Here is an 18668-nt window from a genome sequence, read left to right on the forward strand (position 1 = left end):
CCCGGTAGAGAGGGCTTTTAAACGAAGTTGAAAGGGCATTACGGGCTGAATTCGAGGTGTCAGTTCAGCCTGAGCAGTGGACGGCTGAAACCGTCCTCTGCCTGATGGAGTATTATTCCGCGTTTAGCATCGTCTCAAGCTGTTCCTGTGCGTCCAGCCACTCCATTTCACTCTCTTCCAGCGCGGATTTTGCCGCTGCCTGCTGTTGCAGTGCGGCGGTGAGATCGGCCTTGCGGCTTTGCTCGTAGATCGCCGTGTCTGACAGCTTCGCTTCGGCATCCGCCAGCTGGAGGTTGTGCTTCTCCATCAGCTTCTCCAGCTTTTCGATTTGCTTACGCAGCGGCTGGGTCTGCGTGCGCAGTTCGGCCTCGCGGCGCTTCTGATCTTTACGCGACTGTGCGCTGTTGGCGCTATCGGTTTTCGGCGCAGCTTCCACCGATACCTGTTTTTGCAGGTCGCTGAGCCACTGCTGGTAATCTTCCAGATCGCCATCAAAGGCTTCCACTTTACCGTCGTGTACCAGGTAGAGATCGTCGGTCGTGGATCGCAGCAGGTGGCGATCGTGTGAAACCACCACCAGTGCCCCCTCAAAGTCGATCAGCGCTTCGGTTAAGGCCTGGCGCATATCGAGATCGAGGTGGTTGGTCGGTTCATCGAGCAGCAGCAGATTGGGGCGCTGCCAGACGATCAGCGCCAGCACCAGACGGGCTTTCTCGCCACCGGAGAAGCGCTTTGTTTCCTCGGTGACTTTATCCCCCTGGAAGCCGAAGCCACCGAGGTAATCGCGCAGCTGCTGTTCCAGCACTTTGGGTGCCAGCCGCGCCAGGTGTTGCAGTGGGGATTCATCTGCGCGTAAGAATTCAAGCTGATGCTGGGCAAAGTAGCCCAGCTTGATGCCTTTTGCCAGACCGATGTCGCCCTGTAGCGGCGCCAGTTCACCCGCCAGAAGCTTAATCAGCGTGGACTTACCGGCACCGTTACGGCCCAGCAGACCGATACGCGATCCGGGAACCAGGTTGAGCTTAATGGAGTTCAGGATTTTTTTGTCGCCGTAGCCCGCGCTGACTTTTTCCATTTTCAACAGCGGATTAGGCAGGCTTTCCGGCTCGCGGAAGCTGAAGGTGAACGGGTTGTCCACGTGCGCCGGAGCGATAAGCTCCATACGCTCGAGCATTTTGATACGGCTTTGTGCCTGTTTGGCCTTGGTCGCTTTGGCCTTGAAGCGATCAATAAAGCTTTGCAGATGCGCCACTTTTTGCTGCTGGTGCTCAAACATCGACTGCTGCTGCGCCAGCTTGGTTGCGCGCTGAATTTCGAACGAGCTGTAGTTGCCGGTGTAGTCGTAAATAGTCTGCTGTTCGATATGCAGGATCTTATCCACCACCGGATCGAGGAAGTCGCGGTCGTGGGAGATCAGGATCAGCGTACCGCTGTAGCTTTTCAGCCAGCGTTCCAGCCAGATCACTGCATCCAGATCGAGGTGGTTAGTGGGTTCATCAAGCAGCAGCAGATCGGAACGGCAAAGCAGGGCCTGGGCCAGGTTAAGGCGCATGCGCCAGCCGCCGGAAAAGTCACTCACCGGCCGCTGTAGCTGTTCCTGGCTAAAGCCCAAACCGCTAAGAAGGCTGGCCGCGCGGGACTGTATTGTCCATGCCTGAATCGCATCCAGCTTGCCGTGCAGCGTGGCGATGGCATGGCCGTCATTAACGTCGTTGGCGTGTGCTAATTCGAATTCAAGCTGACGAAATTCACGGTCGCCGTCGATAACATACTCAATGGCGGCCACGTCCAGCGCGGGCGTTTCCTGGTTGACCCACGCCAGTGACCAGCTACCGGGATAGCTAAAGCTGCCGGCATCGGCGCTTATCTCGTTTTTAAGCAGAGCCAGCAGCGTGGATTTACCGCAGCCGTTTTTACCGACCAGGCCCACTTTCTGACTGGGATTGATAGTCGCCGTAGCGTTATCCAGCAGTACGCGGACACCGCGACGAATTTGTAACGAGGAGAATACAATCATAAGCGCCGTAAGTTCAGAGTATGTTAAATTAAGTCATCATAATCAGTTTGTCGGAATCACGTATTCCGTTGCGTCGTGCATGGTAGCGGAAATTCCTGGCCGTGACGACGATTTGGAGGGGAATGATGTCGCAGCCGCCTAAAGTTCTGCTGTTGTATGCCCATCCGGAGTCTCAAGATTCGATCGCTAATCGTGTTTTGCTTCAGCCGGCCCGTAATCTGGAACACGTGACGGTTCATGACTTATACGCGCACTATCCCGATTTCTTTATCGATATTCACCATGAGCAGCAGTTGCTGCGTGACCATCAAATCATCGTTTTTCAGCACCCTCTCTATACCTACAGCTGCCCGTCGCTGCTGAAGGAGTGGATGGATCGCGTGTTGTCCCGTGGCTTTGCCAGCGGACCGGGCGGTAACGTGCTGGAAGGTAAATACTGGCGCAGCGTGATAACCACCGGCGAGCCGGAGGCGGCCTATCATCAGGAAGGGCTTAACCGCTATCCGATGTCTGAGATTATGCGCCCGTTTGAGCTGACGGCGCAGATGTGCCGGATGCACTGGCTGACGCCAATGATCATTTACTGGGCGCGGCGCCAGTCGCCGGAAACGTTAAAAAATTATGCCAATGCCTATGATGACTGGCTGGAAAATCCACTGCCCTATGGAGGTGTTTGATGGAAGGTGAAACGCTTCTGACCGCAGGCGTGGTGTATTTGTTTGCGGCAGTGATTGCGGTGCCGATTGCTGCACGTTTGGGTATCGGCGCGGTGCTGGGTTATTTACTCGCTGGGATCGCCATTGGCCCGTGGGGCTTAGGTTTTATCAGCGATGTGGATGAGATCCTCCACTTCTCCGAGCTGGGCGTGGTGTTCCTGATGTTTATCATCGGTCTGGAGCTGAATCCGTCGAAGCTGTGGCAGCTGCGCCGTTCAATTTTTGGCGTGGGTGCGGCACAGGTGATCCTAAGCGCCGCGGTGCTGGGTGGTTTGCTGTATCTGACCGATTTTTCCTGGCAGGCGGCGACGATTGGCGGGATTGGACTGGCGATGTCATCCACGGCGATGGCACTACAGCTGATGCGCGATAAGGGCATGAACCGTAATGAATCCGGCCAGCTTGGCTTTTCGGTTCTGCTGTTTCAGGATCTGGCTGTGATCCCGGCGCTGGCGCTGGTTCCACTGCTGGCCGGTAACGACAGCGGCCATACCGACTGGATGAAAGTTGGCATCAAGGTGCTGGCGTTTGCTGGTATGCTGATCGGAGGGCGCTATTTACTTCGTCCCATCCTGCGCTTAATTGCGGCTTCCGGCGTGCGCGAGGTGTTTACCGCCGCGTCGCTGCTGCTGGTTCTGGGCTCTGCGCTGTTTATGGATGCGCTTGGGCTGTCGATGGCGCTGGGTACGTTTATCGCCGGTATCCTGCTGGCGGAAAGCGAATATCGCCACGAGCTGGAAGTCTCCATCGATCCCTTTAAAGGGCTGCTGCTGGGGCTGTTCTTTATCTCGGTGGGCATGGCGCTCAACCTCGGGGTGCTCTATACCCATATTGTTGAGATCCTCGTTGGCGTCGTCGCGCTGGTGGCGGTGAAGACGCTGGTTCTTTATCTGCTGGCCCGCGTTTACGGCCTGCGCAGTTCTGAGCGTTTGCAGTTTGCTGGCGTGCTGAGCCAGGGCGGGGAATTTGCCTTCGTGCTGTTTTCCGCCGCGGCTTCGGCAAAGCTGTTCAGCGGCGATCAGATGCCGCTGTTGCTGGTGACTGTAACGCTGTCGATGATGACGACACCGCTGCTGATGCAGGGAGTGGATCGTATTCTCGCCCGGCGCTTTAACGAAGCGGACGACACGCAGGAAAAACCGTTCGTTGAAGATGATAAGCCGCAGGTTATCGTGGTGGGCTTCGGGCGTTTTGGTCAGGTCATTGGCCGCCTGCTGATGGCGAACGAAAAGCGCATTACCGTGCTTGAGCGCGATATCAGTGCCGTTAGCCTGATGCGCAAATACGGCTACAAAGTGTATTACGGCGATGCCACCGAGCTTGAATTATTGCGGGCGGCGGGCGCAGAAACGGCGCAGTCGATCGTGATAACCTGCAACGGCCCGGAAGATTCGATGGAGATTGTCCATCTGTGCCAGCAGCATTTTCCGCATCTGCAGATTTTGGCCCGCGCGCGCGGTCGTGTAGAAGCCCACGAACTGCTGCAGGCTGGCGTGATGCAGTTCTCGCGTGAAACCTTCAGCAGTGCGCTGGAGCTGGGCCGCAAGACATTGATGACGCTGGGGATGCATCCGCATCAGGCGTTTCGTGCCCAGGAACACTTCCGCCGTCTGGATATGCGGATGCTGCGCGAGCTGATGCCGAATCACACCGACAGCCAGCATATCTCCAGGGTGAAAGAGGCGCGGCGCGAGCTGGAGGATATCTTCCAGACCGAGATGCGCCAGGAAAAACGGCAGCTCGATGGCTGGGACGGTAACGAGTAACGGACGATCTCTCGGCGAGGGTCCGCATCGACAGAACTAAATCATCATTTTTCTGGGATCATTATGCGTAAACGTTTTATCGCTGGTGCAACCTGCCCCAGCTGTCAGGCTAAAGACACTCTTGCTCTGTGGCGGGAGAATAATGTTGATGTTGTTGAGTGCGTTAAGTGTGGCCATCAGATGCGTGAAGCGGATAAACAGGCCCGCGAACAGGTACGCGAGAATGAACAGGTGATCGGTATTTTTCATCCCGACTAGCGCGATCGCCCAGCTTTTTTTTTGCTGTAGCGTACAGTCGCGTTGAAATTCGCTACAATTGACGCCACTTAGAGTCCATAACGTTGGTAATGATAACCAGCGAAGCTAAGGGCTCAACGCTCTCAACGGTTAGGAGAAATCATGAAAGTAGCAAAAGACCTTGTGGTCAGCCTGGCATACCAGGTACGTACAGAAGATGGTGTGTTGGTTGATGAGTCACCGGTGAGCGCACCGCTGGACTACCTGCACGGTCATGGCTCCCTGATTTCCGGCCTGGAGAAGGCGCTGGAAAATCGTGAAGTGGGCGATAAGTTCGATGTGAAAATCGCTTCTAACGATGCCTACGGCGAGTATGACGATAATCTGGTACAGCGCGTTCCTAAAGACGTCTTTATGGGCGTGGACGAACTGCAGGTTGGTATGCGCTTTATGGCCGAAACTGACCAGGGTCCGGTTCCGGTTGAAATCACCGAAGTGGAAGATGAGCATGTTGTGGTTGACGGTAACCATATGCTGGCTGGTCAGAATCTGAGCTTCAACGTTGAAGTGATCGCCATCCGTGCTGCGACCGAAGAAGAACTGGCTCACGGCCACGTTCACGGTGAGCATGACCATCACCACGATCACGACCATGACCACGGTCACGGTGGTTGTGGCAACGGTGGCTGTGGCTGCAGCCACTAATCGCCGATCGTTAAAAAGCGAGCAGCCGCTATCTTTATCAGGTAGCGGCTTTTTTTGCGTTTTTTTCGGTGTTTCAGCGTAGCAGGGAAGCGGGTACAGCGTGACACTCAATAGTGTGGTGGAGGTGTTTCTTCCGACTGTGACGCGATCTGCGAAGGGGCAGCGGCCTTGAGTTTATCGGTCAGTAAGCGCATCTGTTCACGTAGCCGCGCCATATCCAGCTCGTGCTGTACCACGGTCTGGTTCAGCTCCTCAATAGTGTGTTCCTGAAACGCCAGTTTACTCTCCAGCACTTCAATTCGCTGTTCCAGCAATGTTTGTTGCATTTTATTCCCTCTTGTTACTACTTACCGTTCGTTCGAGCGGGTGAATTGTCCGATTCTAGCGGCAAAAGAGAGGCTAACACAGGTAAAATGGCGTAAATTGGCGATTGAGGGTTGAAAAGTTGCGCGGCGGTTGCCATCACAGACAGTGAAACTTTTCGGCAGCCGGATTGTCGGAAGTTAACTTCTATATTTCAGGCGGGAGTATTTTGTTTTCCCGCGCCCGGTTATAGTACGGACCGAAGGTCTGCAAACGATTCCCGAAGTGAGACGCTTCGGTTTTGGAGAAATGGATGAAATCATTATTTAAAGTCACATTGTTAGCTACCACTATGGCCCTCGTGCTGAATGCTCCGCTGACAATGGCTGCTGATGCGGCCCCGGCTCAGAAAGCGGCGGAGCAGGCACCTAAGAATGCTGCGTTCAAGAACGACGATCAGCAGTCTGCTTACGCACTGGGTGCTTCACTGGGTCGCTACATGGAAAACTCCCTGAAGGAACAGGAAAAACTGGGCATCACTCTGGACAAAACTCAGCTGATTGCGGGCGTTCAGGATGCGTTTACCGGTAAAAACAAACTCTCCGACCAGGAAATCGAACAAACGCTGCAGTCCTTCGAAGGCCGTGTGAAAGGCGCAGCTCAGGCGAAGATGGAAAAAGACGCGAAAGAGAATGCCACCAAGGGTGAGGCTTTCGCCGCTAAATTTGCTAAAGAGAAGGGCGTGAAGAAAACGGAAACTGGCCTGCTCTACAAAGTAGAGAAAGCCGGTACAGGCGATGCGCCGAAAGACAGCGATACTGTTGTTGTGAACTACAAAGGAACCCTGATTGATGGTTCCGAATTTGATAACTCTTACACCCGCGGCGAGCCGCTGTCGTTCCGTCTGGACGGCGTGATCCCAGGCTGGACCGAAGGCCTGAAGCAGGTTAAGAAAGGCGGTAAGATCAAACTGGTTATCCCACCGAATCTGGCCTACGGTAAAAACGGCGTTCCGGGTATCCCGGCTAACTCCACGTTGGTGTTTGACGTTGAGCTGCTGGATATCAAACCGGCAGCGAAAGCTGAAGCACCAGCAGCCGCGCCTGCCGAAGGCGCTGCTAAGCAGAAGTAATTTCTGTTCGCCGCCACCTCAGGGTGGCGGTTTTATTTCCCGTCGCCTTACCTCGCTGTTTCTTCTGCTTTTTTGCTTAGATCATCATTTCATGACAAAGTCGGGACACATCTTTCTGATATTTGCTAGACTAGCCAACGCGCATTTTAATAAGAATGAGTCTGCCCTTGCGCTGTGTGACAGGCTCTTGTCAAAGGGTGGTGTCGTCTATGTCTGGTTCATTTTTTCCCGCCGATATTACCGATGCGGATCTGCTTGAGCAGCATCCGTTTTCGCCTGCGGATTTTGATATTTTAAGATCTTACGAAGCCGTGGTGGATGGCCTGGCCATGTTGATCGGTTCGCACTGTGAGATCGTGCTGCATTCACTGGAAGATTTAAAATGTTCGGCGGTCAGGATCGCGAACGGTGAGCATACCGGGCGGAAAGTCGGATCGCCGATCACCGACCTTGCGCTGCGCATGCTGCATGATATGACCGATGCCGACAGCAATGTCTCTAAAACCTACTTTACCCGTGCCAAAAGCGGCGTGCTGATGAAGTCCGTTACTATCGCGATTCGCAACGGCAATCAGCGCGTTGTCGGCCTGCTGTGCATCAACATGAACCTGGATGTGCCGTTCTCGCAGATTATGGCCACGTTTATGCCGCCAGAAACCCCGGATGTGGCTTCGTCGGTAAACTTTGCTTCTTCGGTGGAAGACCTGGTGATGCAGACACTGGAGTTTACCATTGAAGAAGTCAGTGCTGACCGTAACGTATCGAACAACGCCAAGAATCGCCAGATTGTCCTGAATCTCTATGAGAAGGGAATTTTTGACATCAAAGATGCCATTAACCAGGTGGCCGACCGCTTAAACATCTCCAAGCACACCGTTTACCTCTATATCCGCCAGTTTAAAAACGGTGACTTCCACGGGCAGGATAAGTAATGCGCTTCACACTGATGGTCACCGGCCCGGCCTATGGCACACAGCAGGCCAGCAGCGCCTGGCTGTTCGCTAACGCGCTGCTGGAACAGGGGCATCAGCTTGAGAGCGTGTTCTTCTACCGTGAAGGTGTGCTGAATGGCAGCCAGCTTAATGCCCCCGCCAGCGATGAGTTTGACTTAACTCGCAGCTGGCAGCAGCTACAGCAGAAACACGGTTTTGCATTAAACATCTGCGTGGCTGCGGCGCTGCGGCGGGGAATTACCGATCGGCAGGAAGCGGAAAATCTGGGGCTGGCGGCGGCAAATCTGGCTGACGGGTTTCAGCTTTCGGGCTTGGGTGCGCTGGCGGAAGCAGCGCTGAGCTGCGACAGAATGGTGCAGTTTTAATGAATCGTATTGCGTTTGTTTTCAGCCAGGCTCCGCATGGCACGAGTGCAGGCCGTGAGGGATTAGATGCGGTACTGGCCACTTCTGCATTGAGTGATGACATTGCGTTATTCTTTATCAGCGACGGCGTGTTACAGCTCACCGTGGAGCAGCAGCCGCAGCAAATTCTGGCGCGCAACTACATTGCGACCTTCGGCGTGCTGCCGCTGTATGATGTTGAGCATTGTTATATTTGCGCTGCGGCGCTGGCTGAACGGGGGATGTCTGTCGAAGCGGTTCGTGTACTACCCGCTGAAGTGCTGGCTCCAGAAGCGCTGCGCGCCAGACTGGCGGAATACGACCGGGTGCTCACTTTCTGAGGACGCTATGCTGCATACTTTGATGACTTCACCGTTTCGCTGCGACTTGAATGCTGTGGTGCGGCTGTTCGCGGAAGGTGATGATGTTCTGCTGATGCAGGACGGCGTTATTGCCGCACTGGCCGGTAGCCCGGCACTTGAAGTATTGCTTCAAGCCCCCATATCTCTCTTTGCTTTGAAAGACGATCTTGACGCTCGCGGGCTTTTTGGTCGAATTTCAACCAGTGTGACGGCGATAAGCTATACTGAGTTCGTTGCGCTGGTGGTTAAAAACCCTCAGCAAATAACCTGGTAATGACAGTATCCCCTGGTTATTTCTTGACTCTTTTTAAGCTCAGCCCTAAAATTCCGCGGCCTCGTGATTCCACGAGGTGATTTATTACGTGTTTACGAAGCAAAAGCTAAATCCAGGAGCTATTTAATGGCAACAATTAACCAGCTGGTTCGCAAACCACGCGCACGTAAAGTTGCAAAGAGCAACGTACCTGCGCTGGAAGCCTGCCCGCAGAAACGTGGTGTATGTACCCGTGTATATACTACTACCCCTAAAAAACCGAACTCCGCACTGCGTAAAGTATGTCGTGTTCGTTTAACCAACGGTTTTGAAGTTTCCTCCTATATCGGTGGTGAAGGTCATAACCTGCAGGAGCACTCAGTGATCCTGATCCGTGGTGGTCGTGTTAAAGACTTACCAGGTGTGCGTTACCATACCGTTCGTGGTGCGCTGGACTGCTCAGGTGTTAAAGACCGTAAGCAGGCTCGCTCCAAGTATGGTGTGAAGAAGCCGAAGGCTTAATGGTTCTCCGTTAAGTAAGGCCAAACGTTTTATCTTAAATGTCATAATAAACTCATTGAGTTTTGGACAATCCTGAATTAACAACGGAGTATTTCCATGCCACGTCGTCGCGTCATTGGTCAGCGTAAAATTCTGCCAGATCCTAAGTTCGGATCAGAGTTGCTGGCCAAATTTGTAAATATCCTGATGGTAGATGGTAAAAAATCTACTGCTGAAGCTATCGTTTATAACGCGCTGGAGACCCTGGCTCAGCGTTCTGGTAAAAACGAGCTGGAAGCTTTCGAAGTAGCCCTGGACAACGTCCGCCCAACCGTGGAAGTTAAATCTCGCCGCGTTGGTGGTTCTACTTATCAGGTACCAGTTGAAGTCCGTCCGGTTCGTCGTAATGCCCTGGCAATGCGTTGGATCGTAGAAGCTGCTCGTAAACGCGGTGATAAATCTATGGCTCTGCGCCTGGCGAACGAACTTTCTGATGCTGCAGAAAACAAAGGTACTGCAGTTAAGAAACGTGAAGACGTTCACCGTATGGCCGAAGCCAACAAGGCGTTCGCTCACTACCGCTGGTAACAGCCCTGTAGTTGTTATTCACCCAGTGGGCGTTCAAGTGACCAACCCGCTGGGATTTAACTTAGAACGTCCGAGAATCAGAGGAATCAAATGGCTCGTAAAACACCCATTGAGCGCTACCGTAATATCGGTATCAGTGCGCACATCGACGCCGGTAAAACGACAACGACCGAACGTGTTCTGTTCTACACCGGTGTAAACCACAAAATCGGTGAAGTACATGACGGCGCAGCAACCATGGACTGGATGGAGCAGGAACAGGAACGTGGTATTACTATCACCTCCGCTGCGACCACCTGTTACTGGTCTGGTATGGCTAAGCAGTTTGAGCCACACCACGTAAACATCATCGACACCCCGGGACACGTTGACTTCACTATCGAAGTAGAACGTTCCATGCGTGTTCTTGACGGCGCAGTAATGGTTTACTGTGCGGTTGGTGGTGTTCAGCCACAGTCTGAAACCGTATGGCGCCAGGCTAACAAATATAAAGTTCCACGTATCGCGTTCGTTAACAAAATGGACCGCATGGGTGCTAACTTCCTGAAAGTTGTTGGTCAGATGGAATCGCGTCTGGGTGCAAACCCAGTACCATTGCAGCTGGCTATCGGCGCAGAAGAGAAATTCACCGGTGTTATTGACCTGGTGAAAATGAAAGCGATCAACTGGAACGACGCCGATCAGGGCGTGACCTTCGTTTACGAAGATATCCCAGCTGATATGCAGGAACTGGCCGAAGAATGGCGTGCGAAGCTGGTTGAAGCGGCTGCGGAAGGTTCTGACGAGCTGATGGAGAAATTCTTCAGCGGTGAAGAGCTGACCGAAGAAGAGATCAAAAATTCTCTGCGTAAGCGCGTGCTGAAAAACGAAATCATTCTGGTTACCTGTGGTTCTGCATTTAAGAACAAAGGTGTTCAGGCGATGCTGGATGCGGTTGTTGAATACCTGCCAGCACCAAATGACGTTGAAGCAATCAACGGTATGCTGGATGACGGTAAAGACACGCCGGCTGTTCGTCACTCTGATGACAAAGAACCGTTTGCTGCTCTGGCGTTCAAAATCGCTACCGACCCGTTTGTGGGTAACCTGACCTTCTTCCGCGTTTATTCTGGCGTTGTGAACTCTGGCGACACCGTATTCAACCCGGTTAAGTCAGCTCGTGAGCGTCTGGGCCGTATCGTACAGATGCACGCCAACAAACGTGAAGAGATCAAAGAAGTTCGCGCGGGCGATATCGCTGCAGCTATCGGTCTGAAAGACGTGACTACCGGTGACACTCTGTGTGATCCGGAAAGCGTGATCATTCTGGAGCGCATGGAATTCCCTGAGCCGGTAATCTCGATCGCCGTTGAGCCAAAAACCAAAGCTGACCAGGAAAAAATGGGTCTGGCTCTGGGCCGTCTGGCAAAAGAAGACCCATCATTCCGCGTATGGACTGATGAAGAGTCTAACCAGACCATCATTGCTGGTATGGGTGAGCTGCACCTCGACATCATCGTTGACCGTATGAAGCGTGAATTCAACGTTGAAGCGAACGTCGGTAAACCTCAGGTTGCTTATCGCGAAGCAATTCGCTCTAAAGTTACCGATATCGAAGGTAAACACGCTAAGCAGTCTGGTGGTCGCGGTCAGTACGGTCATGTTGTTATCGACATGTACCCACTGGAGCCGGGCTCTAACCCTAAAGGTTACGAGTTTGTCAACGACATCAAAGGCGGCGTGATTCCTGGCGAATACATTCCTGCGGTTGATAAAGGTATCCAGGAGCAGCTGAAATCAGGTCCTCTGGCTGGTTATCCAGTAGTCGATCTGGGTGTTCGTCTGCACTTCGGTTCATACCATGACGTCGACTCCTCTGAGTTGGCGTTTAAACTGGCGGCTTCTATCGCGTTTAAAGACGGCTTTAAGAAAGCAACTCCAGTTCTGCTTGAGCCGATCATGAAGGTTGAAGTAGAGACTCCGGAAGAGAACACCGGTGACGTTATCGGTGACCTTAGCCGTCGTCGTGGTATGCTCAAAGGACAGGAATCTAACGCTGCTGGCGTTCAGATCCACGCTGAAGTTCCGCTGTCTGAAATGTTCGGATATGCTACTCAGCTGCGTTCTCTGACTAAAGGCCGTGCTTCTTACTCCATGGAGTTCCTGAAGTATGATGATGCGCCGAACAACGTCGCTCAGGCCGTTATCGAAGCTCGTAGCAAATAAGCTACAGTTTTAAAATATTGATCCTATGCTCTCACCAAAGGGTGAGAGCATTAAAGTAAGGAATATCGTCGTGGCTAAAGAGAAATTTGAACGTTCCAAACCGCACGTCAACGTAGGTACTATCGGCCACGTTGACCACGGTAAAACTACCCTGACTGCTGCTATCACCACCGTTCTGGCTAAAACCTACGGCGGTTCTGCTCGTGCATTCGACCAGATCGATAACGCACCAGAAGAAAAAGCACGTGGTATCACCATCAACACTTCTCACGTTGAATATGACACCCCAACTCGCCACTATGCGCACGTTGACTGCCCGGGCCACGCCGACTATGTGAAAAACATGATCACCGGTGCTGCTCAGATGGACGGCGCAATCCTGGTTGTTGCTGCAACTGATGGCCCAATGCCACAGACTCGTGAGCACATCCTGCTGGGTCGTCAGGTTGGCGTTCCATTCATCATCGTGTTCATGAACAAATGTGACATGGTTGATGATGAAGAGCTGCTGGAGCTGGTTGAGATGGAAGTACGTGACCTGCTGTCACAGTACGACTTCCCAGGCGACGACACCCCAATTGTTCACGGTTCTGCACTGAAAGCACTGCAGGGTGAAGCTGAGTGGGAAGCTAAGATCATCGAACTGGCTGGTTACCTGGATTCTTACATCCCAGAGCCAGTACGTGCAATCGACCTGCCGTTCCTGCTGCCTATCGAAGACGTATTCTCCATCTCCGGCCGTGGTACTGTTGTTACCGGTCGTGTAGAGCGCGGTATCATTAAAGTGGGTGAAGAAGTTGAGATCGTGGGTCTGAAAGACACCGTGAAATCAACCTGTACCGGCGTTGAAATGTTCCGTAAGCTGCTGGACGAAGGCCGTGCGGGTGAGAACTGTGGTATCCTGCTGCGTGGTATTAAGCGTGAAGACGTTGAGCGCGGCCAGGTTCTGGCTAAGCCAGGCTCAATCAAGCCACACACCAAGTTCGAGTCAGAAGTTTATATTCTGTCTAAAGAAGAAGGCGGCCGTCACAGCCCATTCTTCAAAGGCTACCGTCCACAGTTCTACTTCCGTACAACTGACGTGACCGGTACCATCGAACTGCCAGAAGGCGTTGAGATGGTAATGCCAGGCGACAACATTAAACTGGTTGTTGAACTGATCAAACCAATCGCAATGGACGACGGTCTGCGTTTCGCAATTCGCGAAGGCGGCCGTACCGTTGGTGCTGGTGTTGTTGCTAAAGTTATCGCTTAATTGTGATACTTGTCTGGCAGGGCTCGCTCTGCCAGAGCAGAAAAGAGAGCGCTTCGGCGCTCTTTTTTTTGGCCAAAATTGAGTAATCCTGATAATTGCCTCAGGATAATGGTTGCTTTGCCTCCATATGTACGTATAATACGCGGGCCTGCCAATATGGCCAGGCGCGATTCAATATGAGTCGCCAGCCGGTATGAAAATGCCAGCTAACAATACTCGCGATATGCGGGTTATGTGCTCAACGATTACACTCCTCCATCAATCGTAATGGATGCGAGTAGTAATTATTTTCGTTTATAAATAATTGGAGCTCTGGTCTCATGCAGAACCAAAGAATCCGTATCCGTCTTAAAGCGTTTGATCATCGTCTGATCGATCAATCAACTGCGGAAATCGTAGAGACTGCCAAGCGCACTGGTGCGCAGGTTCGTGGTCCTATCCCGCTGCCGACCCGCAAAGAGCGCTTTACCGTTCTGATCTCTCCGCACGTCAACAAAGACGCGCGCGATCAGTACGAGATTCGCACTCACAAGCGTCTGGTTGACATCGTTGAGCCAACCGAAAAAACGGTTGATGCTCTGATGCGTCTGGATCTGGCTGCAGGTGTTGACGTGCAGATCAGCCTGGGTTAATCAGGTCATTGAGCGATTGAGAGGTTGAAACAATGATTGGTTTAGTCGGTAAAAAAGTGGGTATGACCCGTATCTTCACAGAAGATGGCGTTTCTATCCCTGTAACCGTGATCGAAATTGAAGCAAACCGCGTTACTCAGGTCAAAGGCCTGGAAAATGACGGTTACACTGCTATCCAGGTAACTACCGGTGCTAAAAAAGCTAACCGTGTAACTAAGCCGGAAGCAGGTCACTTTGCTAAAGCTGGCGTTGAAGCTGGCCGTGGTCTGTGGGAATTCCGCACTGAAGAAGGCGCAGAGTTCACCGTAGGTCAGAGCATTAATGTTGACATTTTCGCTGACGTGAAAAAAGTTGACGTGACTGGAACATCTAAAGGTAAAGGTTTTGCCGGTACTGTTAAGCGCTGGAACTTCCGTACTCAGGATGCCACTCACGGTAACTCCTTGTCTCACCGCGTACCGGGTTCTATCGGTCAGAACCAGACTCCGGGCAAAGTGTTCAAAGGCAAGAAAATGGCAGGCCAGCTGGGTAACGAACGTGTAACCGTTCAGAGCCTGGACGTAGTGCGTGTTGACGCTGAGCGCAACCTGCTGCTGGTTAAAGGTGCAGTTCCCGGTGCTACCGGTAGCGACCTGATCGTTAAACCAGCTGTGAAGGCGTAAGGGGATAGCAATGGAATTAGTACTGAAAGACGCGCAAAGCGCGCTGACTGTTTCCGAAACTACCTTCGGTCGTGATTTCAACGAAGCGCTGGTACATCAGGTTGTTGTTGCTTATGCAGCAGGTGCCCGTCAAGGTACTCGTGCTCAGAAGACTCGTGCTGAAGTAACTGGTTCCGGCAAAAAGCCGTGGCGCCAGAAAGGTACCGGCCGTGCGCGTTCAGGTTCTGTAAAGAGCCCGATCTGGCGTTCAGGTGGCGTGACCTTCGCTGCGAAGCCTCAGGACCACAGTCAAAAAGTTAACAAAAAGATGTACCGCGGCGCGCTGAAAAGCATTCTGTCCGAGCTGGTACGTCAGGAACGTCTGATCGTTGTCGAGCAGTTCTCTCTTGAAGCGCCTAAAACTAAGCTGCTGGTAGAGAAACTGAAAGACATGGCTCTGGAAGATGTGCTGATCATCACTGGCGAACTGGAAGAGAACCTGTTCCTGGCCGCACGTAACCTGTACAAGGTTGACGTACGTGATGCAGCGGGTATCGACCCAGTTAGCCTGATCGCCTTCGACAAAGTCGTTATGACTGCTGATGCAGTTAAGCAAGTTGAGGAGATGCTGGCATGATCCGTGAAGAACGTCTGCTGAAAGTACTGCGCGCGCCGCACGTATCTGAAAAAGCATCTGCTGCGATGGAAAAAACAAACACCATCGTTCTCAAAGTTGCTAAAGACGCGACCAAAGCAGAAATCAAAGCCGCTGTGCAGAAACTTTTCGAAGTTGAAGTCGAAGTCGTTAACACCCTGGTAGTTAAAGGGAAAGTTAAACGTTCTGGACAGCGTATTGGTCGTCGTAACGACTGGAAAAAAGCTTACGTCACCCTGAAAGAAGGCCAGAATCTGGACTTCGTCGGCGGCGCTGAGTAAGTCGGAGGAGAAGAACAATGGCAGTTGTTAAATGTAAACCGACATCTCCGGGTCGTCGCCATGTAGTTAAAGTGGTGAACGCGGAGCTGCACAAGGGCAAACCATTTGCCCCGCTGGTAGAAAAAAACAGCAAATCCGGTGGCCGTAACAACAATGGTCGCATCACTACCCGTCATATCGGTGGTGGTCACAAGCAGGCTTACCGTATTGTTGACTTCAAACGCAACAAAGATGGTATCCCAGCGACCGTTGAACGTCTTGAGTACGATCCGAACCGCTCCGCGAACATCGCGCTGGTTCTGTACAAAGACGGCGAGCGCCGTTACATCCTGGCCCCTAAAGGCCTGAAAGCTGGCGACCAGATTCAGTCTGGCGTTGATGCTGCGATCAAAGCAGGTAACACACTGCCGATGCGTAACATCCCAGTTGGTTCTACCGTGCATAACGTAGAAATGAAACCAGGCAAAGGCGGTCAGATTGCTCGCTCTGCTGGTACTTACGTGCAGATCGTTGCGCGTGATGGTTCTTACGTTACCCTGCGTCTGCGTTCTGGTGAAATGCGTAAAGTCGAAGCTGACTGCCGCGCGACCCTGGGCGAAGTCGGTAACTCGGAGCACATGCTTCGCGTTCTGGGTAAAGCCGGTGCAACCCGTTGGCGTGGTGTTCGTCCGACCGTTCGTGGTACCGCGATGAACCCAGTTGATCACCCGCACGGTGGTGGTGAAGGTCGTAACTTTGGTAAGCACCCGGTAACTCCGTGGGGCGTTCAGACCAAAGGTAAGAAGACCCGTAGCAACAAGCGTACTGATAAATTTATCGTACGTCGCCGTAGCAAATAATTTTAGAGGATAAGCCATGCCACGTTCTCTCAAGAAAGGTCCTTTTATTGACCTGCACTTGCTGAAGAAGGTAGAGAAAGCTTTGGAAAGCGGAGACAAGAAGCCACTGCGCACCTGGTCCCGTCGTTCAACGATCTTCCCTAACATGATCGGTTTGACCATCGCTGTCCATAATGGTCGTCAGCACGTTCCTGTCTTTGTTTCCGACGAAATGGTCGGTCACAAACTGGGTGAATTTGCACCGACTCGTACTTATCGCGGTCACGCAGCTGATAAGAAAGCTAAGAAACGCTAACAGGAGGAAGAGATGGAAACTATCGCTAAACATCGCCACGCTCGTTCTTCTGCTCAGAAGGTTCGCCTGGTAGCAGATCTTGTACGCGGTAAGAAAGTGTCGCAGGCTCTGGACATTTTGACCTACACCAATAAGAAAGCGGCTGTACTGGTCAAGAAAGTTCTGGAATCTGCCATTGCTAACGCCGAACACAACGATGGCGCTGACATTGATGATCTGAAAGTCACGAAAATCTTCGTAGACGAAGGCCCAAGCATGAAGCGCATTATGCCGCGTGCGAAAGGTCGTGCAGATCGCATCCTGAAGCGCACCAGCCACATTACTGTGGTTGTGTCCGATCGCTGAGACTCTGGAGACTAGCAATGGGTCAGAAAGTACATCCTAATGGTATTCGCCTGGGTATTGTTAAACCCTGGAACTCTACCTGGTTCGCAAATACCAAAGAATTCGCTGACAACCTGGACAGCGACTTTAAAGTTCGTCAGTTCCTGACCAAGGAACTGTCAAAAGCATCCGTCTCTCGTATCGTTATCGAGCGTCCAGCTAAGAGCATCCGTGTGACCATTCACACCGCTCGTCCTGGCATCGTCATCGGTAAGAAAGGTGAAGATGTAGAAAAACTGCGCAAGGTCGTAGCGGATATCGCTGGCGTTCCTGCACAGATCAATATCGCCGAAGTCCGTAAACCGGAACTGGACGCTAAATTGGTTGCTGACAGCATCACTTCACAGCTGGAGCGTCGTGTGATGTTCCGTCGTGCTATGAAGCGTGCTGTACAGAACGCAATGCGTCTGGGCGCTAAAGGGATTAAAGTTGAAGTTAGTGGCCGTCTTGGCGGTGCAGAAATCGCGCGTACCGAATGGTACCGTGAAGGCCGCGTGCCACTGCATACTCTGCGTGCAGACATTGACTACAACACCTCTGAAGCCCACACCACTTATGGTGTAATCGGCGTTAAGGTATGGATCTTCAAAGGTGAGATCCTGGGTGGTATGGCTGCTGTTGAACAACCGGAACCGGCTGCTCAACCTAAAAAGCAGCAGCGTAAAGGCCGTAAGTAAGGAGAGTCGCTGATGTTACAACCAAAGCGTACGAAATTCCGTAAAGTGCACAAAGGCCGCAACCGTGGTCTGGCGCAGGGTACGGATGTTAGCTTCGGTACTTTCGGTCTGAAAGCTGTTGGCCGTGGTCGTCTGACTGCCCGTCAGATCGAAGCAGCACGTCGTGCTATGACCCGTGCAGTTAAGCGTCAAGGTAAAATTTGGATCCGTGTATTCCCGGACAAACCAATTACCGAGAAGCCGCTGGAAGTGCGTATGGGTAAAGGTAAAGGTAACGTAGAGTATTGGGTTGCCTTGATCCAGCCAGGTAAAGTCCTGTATGAAATGGACGGTGTTCCGGAAGAGCTGGCCCGTGAAGCATTCAAGCTGGCAGCAGCAAAACTGCCTATCAAAACCACCTTTGTAACTAAGACGGTGATGTAATGAAAGCAACAGAGCTGCGTGAAAAAAGCGTTGAAGAGCTGAACACTGAGCTGCTTAACCTGCTGCGTGAGCAGTTCAACCTGCGCATGCAGGCAGCATCCGGCCAACTGCAGCAGACTCATCTGCTGAAGAATGTGCGTCGTGATGTTGCACGCGTTAAGACTTTACTGACTGAGAAGGCGGGTGCGTAATGACCGATAAAATCCGTACTCTGCAGGGTCGTGTTGTTAGTGACAAAATGCAGAAATCTGCTGTTGTTGCTATCGAGCGTTTCGTGAAGCACCCGATCTACGGTAAATTCATCAAGCGTACGACCAAGCTGCACGTACACGACGAGAACAACGAATGTGGTATCGGTGACGTGGTTGAAATCCGCGAATGCCGTCCACTGTCCAAGACTAAGTCATGGACTCTGGTTCGCGTTGTAGAGAAAGCGGTTCTGTAATTAGAACTTCTGTCTCTGTA

Annotated in this window: 26 protein-coding genes; 24 read left to right on the plus strand and 2 right to left on the minus strand. The window is 52.4% G+C overall.

The annotated features are described in order from the left end of the window. Nucleotides 1-112: 112 nt before the first annotated feature. Complete coding sequence (locus AC07U6_RS02910; RefSeq protein ID WP_494761305.1) at nt 113-2017, minus strand: ABC transporter ATP-binding protein; 1905 nt, start codon at nt 2015-2017, stop codon at nt 113-115. Nucleotides 2018-2142: 125 nt separating this feature from the next. Between AC07U6_RS02910 and kefG the strand changes: the two genes are divergently transcribed. The 4 genes from kefG (at nt 2143) to slyD (ending at nt 5441) form a co-directional block, all read left to right on the plus strand. Then, the gene (gene kefG / locus AC07U6_RS02915) at nt 2143-2694 is read left to right on the plus strand and encodes a glutathione-regulated potassium-efflux system ancillary protein KefG (protein WP_494764413.1); all 552 of its coding nucleotides are present in this window, start codon (nt 2143-2145) and stop codon (nt 2692-2694) included. Continuing rightward, nucleotides 2694-4499, plus strand: a complete 1806-nt coding sequence (gene kefB / locus AC07U6_RS02920; RefSeq protein WP_494761306.1) for a glutathione-regulated potassium-efflux system protein KefB — start codon at nt 2694-2696, stop codon at nt 4497-4499. Before kefG ends, kefB begins: the two co-directional genes overlap by 1 nt. A 57-nt stretch (nt 4500-4556) precedes the next feature. Continuing rightward, on the plus strand, nt 4557-4757 hold the full coding sequence (locus AC07U6_RS02925) for a YheV family putative zinc ribbon protein (protein WP_123334005.1): 201 nt from the start codon (nt 4557-4559) through the stop codon (nt 4755-4757). A 141-nt stretch (nt 4758-4898) separates the two neighbouring features. Further along, nucleotides 4899-5441, plus strand: a complete 543-nt coding sequence (gene slyD, locus AC07U6_RS02930; protein WP_105594012.1) for a peptidylprolyl isomerase — start codon at nt 4899-4901, stop codon at nt 5439-5441. A 107-nt stretch (nt 5442-5548) separates the two neighbouring features. On the opposite strand, the gene AC07U6_RS02935 is transcribed toward slyD, so the two are convergent. Then, nucleotides 5549-5767: a protein SlyX gene (locus AC07U6_RS02935; RefSeq protein ID WP_105594011.1), complete on the minus strand. Its 219-nt coding sequence runs from the start codon at nt 5765-5767 to the stop codon at nt 5549-5551. Between the two features lie 290 nt (nt 5768-6057). Here AC07U6_RS02935 and fkpA point away from each other — a divergent pair, with 290 nt between their 5' ends. The 20 genes from fkpA (at nt 6058) to rpsQ (ending at nt 18648) form a co-directional block, all read left to right on the plus strand. Then, a complete protein-coding gene (gene fkpA / locus AC07U6_RS02940; protein WP_494761307.1) occupies nt 6058-6876 on the plus strand; it encodes an FKBP-type peptidyl-prolyl cis-trans isomerase in 819 nt (272 codons plus the stop codon). Between the two features lie 209 nt (nt 6877-7085). After that, on the plus strand, nt 7086-7808 hold the full coding sequence (locus AC07U6_RS02945) for a helix-turn-helix transcriptional regulator (RefSeq protein WP_314425260.1): 723 nt from the start codon (nt 7086-7088) through the stop codon (nt 7806-7808). After that, a complete protein-coding gene (gene tusD / locus AC07U6_RS02950) occupies nt 7808-8194 on the plus strand; it encodes a sulfurtransferase complex subunit TusD (protein WP_494761308.1) in 387 nt (128 codons plus the stop codon). The genes AC07U6_RS02945 and tusD overlap by 1 nt, the downstream gene beginning before the upstream one ends. Next, entirely contained in the window at nt 8194-8553 is a 360-nt protein-coding gene (gene tusC / locus AC07U6_RS02955) for a sulfurtransferase complex subunit TusC (protein WP_494761309.1), read from the plus strand. Before tusD ends, tusC begins: the two co-directional genes overlap by 1 nt. Nucleotides 8554-8560: 7 nt before the next feature. After that, nucleotides 8561-8848: a sulfurtransferase complex subunit TusB gene (gene tusB, locus AC07U6_RS02960; protein WP_494761310.1), complete on the plus strand. Its 288-nt coding sequence runs from the start codon at nt 8561-8563 to the stop codon at nt 8846-8848. 126 nt (nt 8849-8974) lie between these two features. Further along, the gene (gene rpsL / locus AC07U6_RS02965; RefSeq protein ID WP_494761311.1) at nt 8975-9349 is read left to right on the plus strand and encodes a 30S ribosomal protein S12; all 375 of its coding nucleotides are present in this window, start codon (nt 8975-8977) and stop codon (nt 9347-9349) included. Nucleotides 9350-9445: 96 nt separating this feature from the next. Beyond that, nucleotides 9446-9916: a 30S ribosomal protein S7 gene (gene rpsG, locus AC07U6_RS02970; protein ID WP_105594005.1), complete on the plus strand. Its 471-nt coding sequence runs from the start codon at nt 9446-9448 to the stop codon at nt 9914-9916. A gap of 90 nt (nt 9917-10006) precedes the next feature. Beyond that, nucleotides 10007-12121, plus strand: a complete 2115-nt coding sequence (fusA, locus tag AC07U6_RS02975; protein ID WP_494761312.1) for an elongation factor G — start codon at nt 10007-10009, stop codon at nt 12119-12121. A 70-nt stretch (nt 12122-12191) separates the two neighbouring features. Then, nucleotides 12192-13376, plus strand: coding sequence for an elongation factor Tu (tuf, locus tag AC07U6_RS02980; RefSeq protein WP_494761313.1), 1185 nt, complete (start codon nt 12192-12194; stop codon nt 13374-13376). Between the two features lie 320 nt (nt 13377-13696). Continuing rightward, nucleotides 13697-14008, plus strand: coding sequence for a 30S ribosomal protein S10 (gene rpsJ, locus AC07U6_RS02985; protein WP_001181005.1), 312 nt, complete (start codon nt 13697-13699; stop codon nt 14006-14008). 32 nt (nt 14009-14040) lie between these two features. Continuing rightward, nucleotides 14041-14670, plus strand: coding sequence for a 50S ribosomal protein L3 (gene rplC, locus AC07U6_RS02990; protein ID WP_105595772.1), 630 nt, complete (start codon nt 14041-14043; stop codon nt 14668-14670). A gap of 10 nt (nt 14671-14680) precedes the next feature. Beyond that, nucleotides 14681-15286 (plus strand): 50S ribosomal protein L4, encoded by a 606-nt coding sequence (rplD, locus tag AC07U6_RS02995; RefSeq protein ID WP_105595771.1) that lies wholly within the window; start codon nt 14681-14683, stop codon nt 15284-15286. Next, on the plus strand, nt 15283-15585 hold the full coding sequence (rplW, locus tag AC07U6_RS03000; protein WP_105595770.1) for a 50S ribosomal protein L23: 303 nt from the start codon (nt 15283-15285) through the stop codon (nt 15583-15585). Before rplD ends, rplW begins: the two co-directional genes overlap by 4 nt. A 17-nt stretch (nt 15586-15602) precedes the next feature. After that, nucleotides 15603-16424 carry a 50S ribosomal protein L2 gene (rplB, locus tag AC07U6_RS03005; protein ID WP_105595769.1) on the plus strand — a complete coding sequence of 274 codons (822 nt, stop codon included), beginning with the start codon at nt 15603-15605 and terminating at the stop codon, nt 16422-16424. Nucleotides 16425-16440: 16 nt separating this feature from the next. Further along, nucleotides 16441-16719: a 30S ribosomal protein S19 gene (rpsS, locus tag AC07U6_RS03010; RefSeq protein ID WP_004160590.1), complete on the plus strand. Its 279-nt coding sequence runs from the start codon at nt 16441-16443 to the stop codon at nt 16717-16719. A 12-nt stretch (nt 16720-16731) separates the two neighbouring features. Continuing rightward, the gene (rplV, locus tag AC07U6_RS03015; RefSeq protein WP_000447532.1) at nt 16732-17064 is read left to right on the plus strand and encodes a 50S ribosomal protein L22; all 333 of its coding nucleotides are present in this window, start codon (nt 16732-16734) and stop codon (nt 17062-17064) included. A 17-nt stretch (nt 17065-17081) separates the two neighbouring features. Then, on the plus strand, nt 17082-17780 hold the full coding sequence (rpsC, locus tag AC07U6_RS03020; RefSeq protein WP_045854067.1) for a 30S ribosomal protein S3: 699 nt from the start codon (nt 17082-17084) through the stop codon (nt 17778-17780). A gap of 12 nt (nt 17781-17792) precedes the next feature. Beyond that, nucleotides 17793-18203 (plus strand): 50S ribosomal protein L16, encoded by a 411-nt coding sequence (gene rplP / locus AC07U6_RS03025; protein ID WP_002438716.1) that lies wholly within the window; start codon nt 17793-17795, stop codon nt 18201-18203. After that, nucleotides 18203-18394, plus strand: coding sequence for a 50S ribosomal protein L29 (gene rpmC / locus AC07U6_RS03030; protein ID WP_024966580.1), 192 nt, complete (start codon nt 18203-18205; stop codon nt 18392-18394). Before rplP ends, rpmC begins: the two co-directional genes overlap by 1 nt. Then, the gene (rpsQ, locus tag AC07U6_RS03035; RefSeq protein WP_035344537.1) at nt 18394-18648 is read left to right on the plus strand and encodes a 30S ribosomal protein S17; all 255 of its coding nucleotides are present in this window, start codon (nt 18394-18396) and stop codon (nt 18646-18648) included. Before rpmC ends, rpsQ begins: the two co-directional genes overlap by 1 nt. Nucleotides 18649-18668 lie beyond the last annotated feature (20 nt).

The sequence above is a fragment of the Erwinia sp. GW821-FHT03D09 genome, assembly GCF_059420805.1.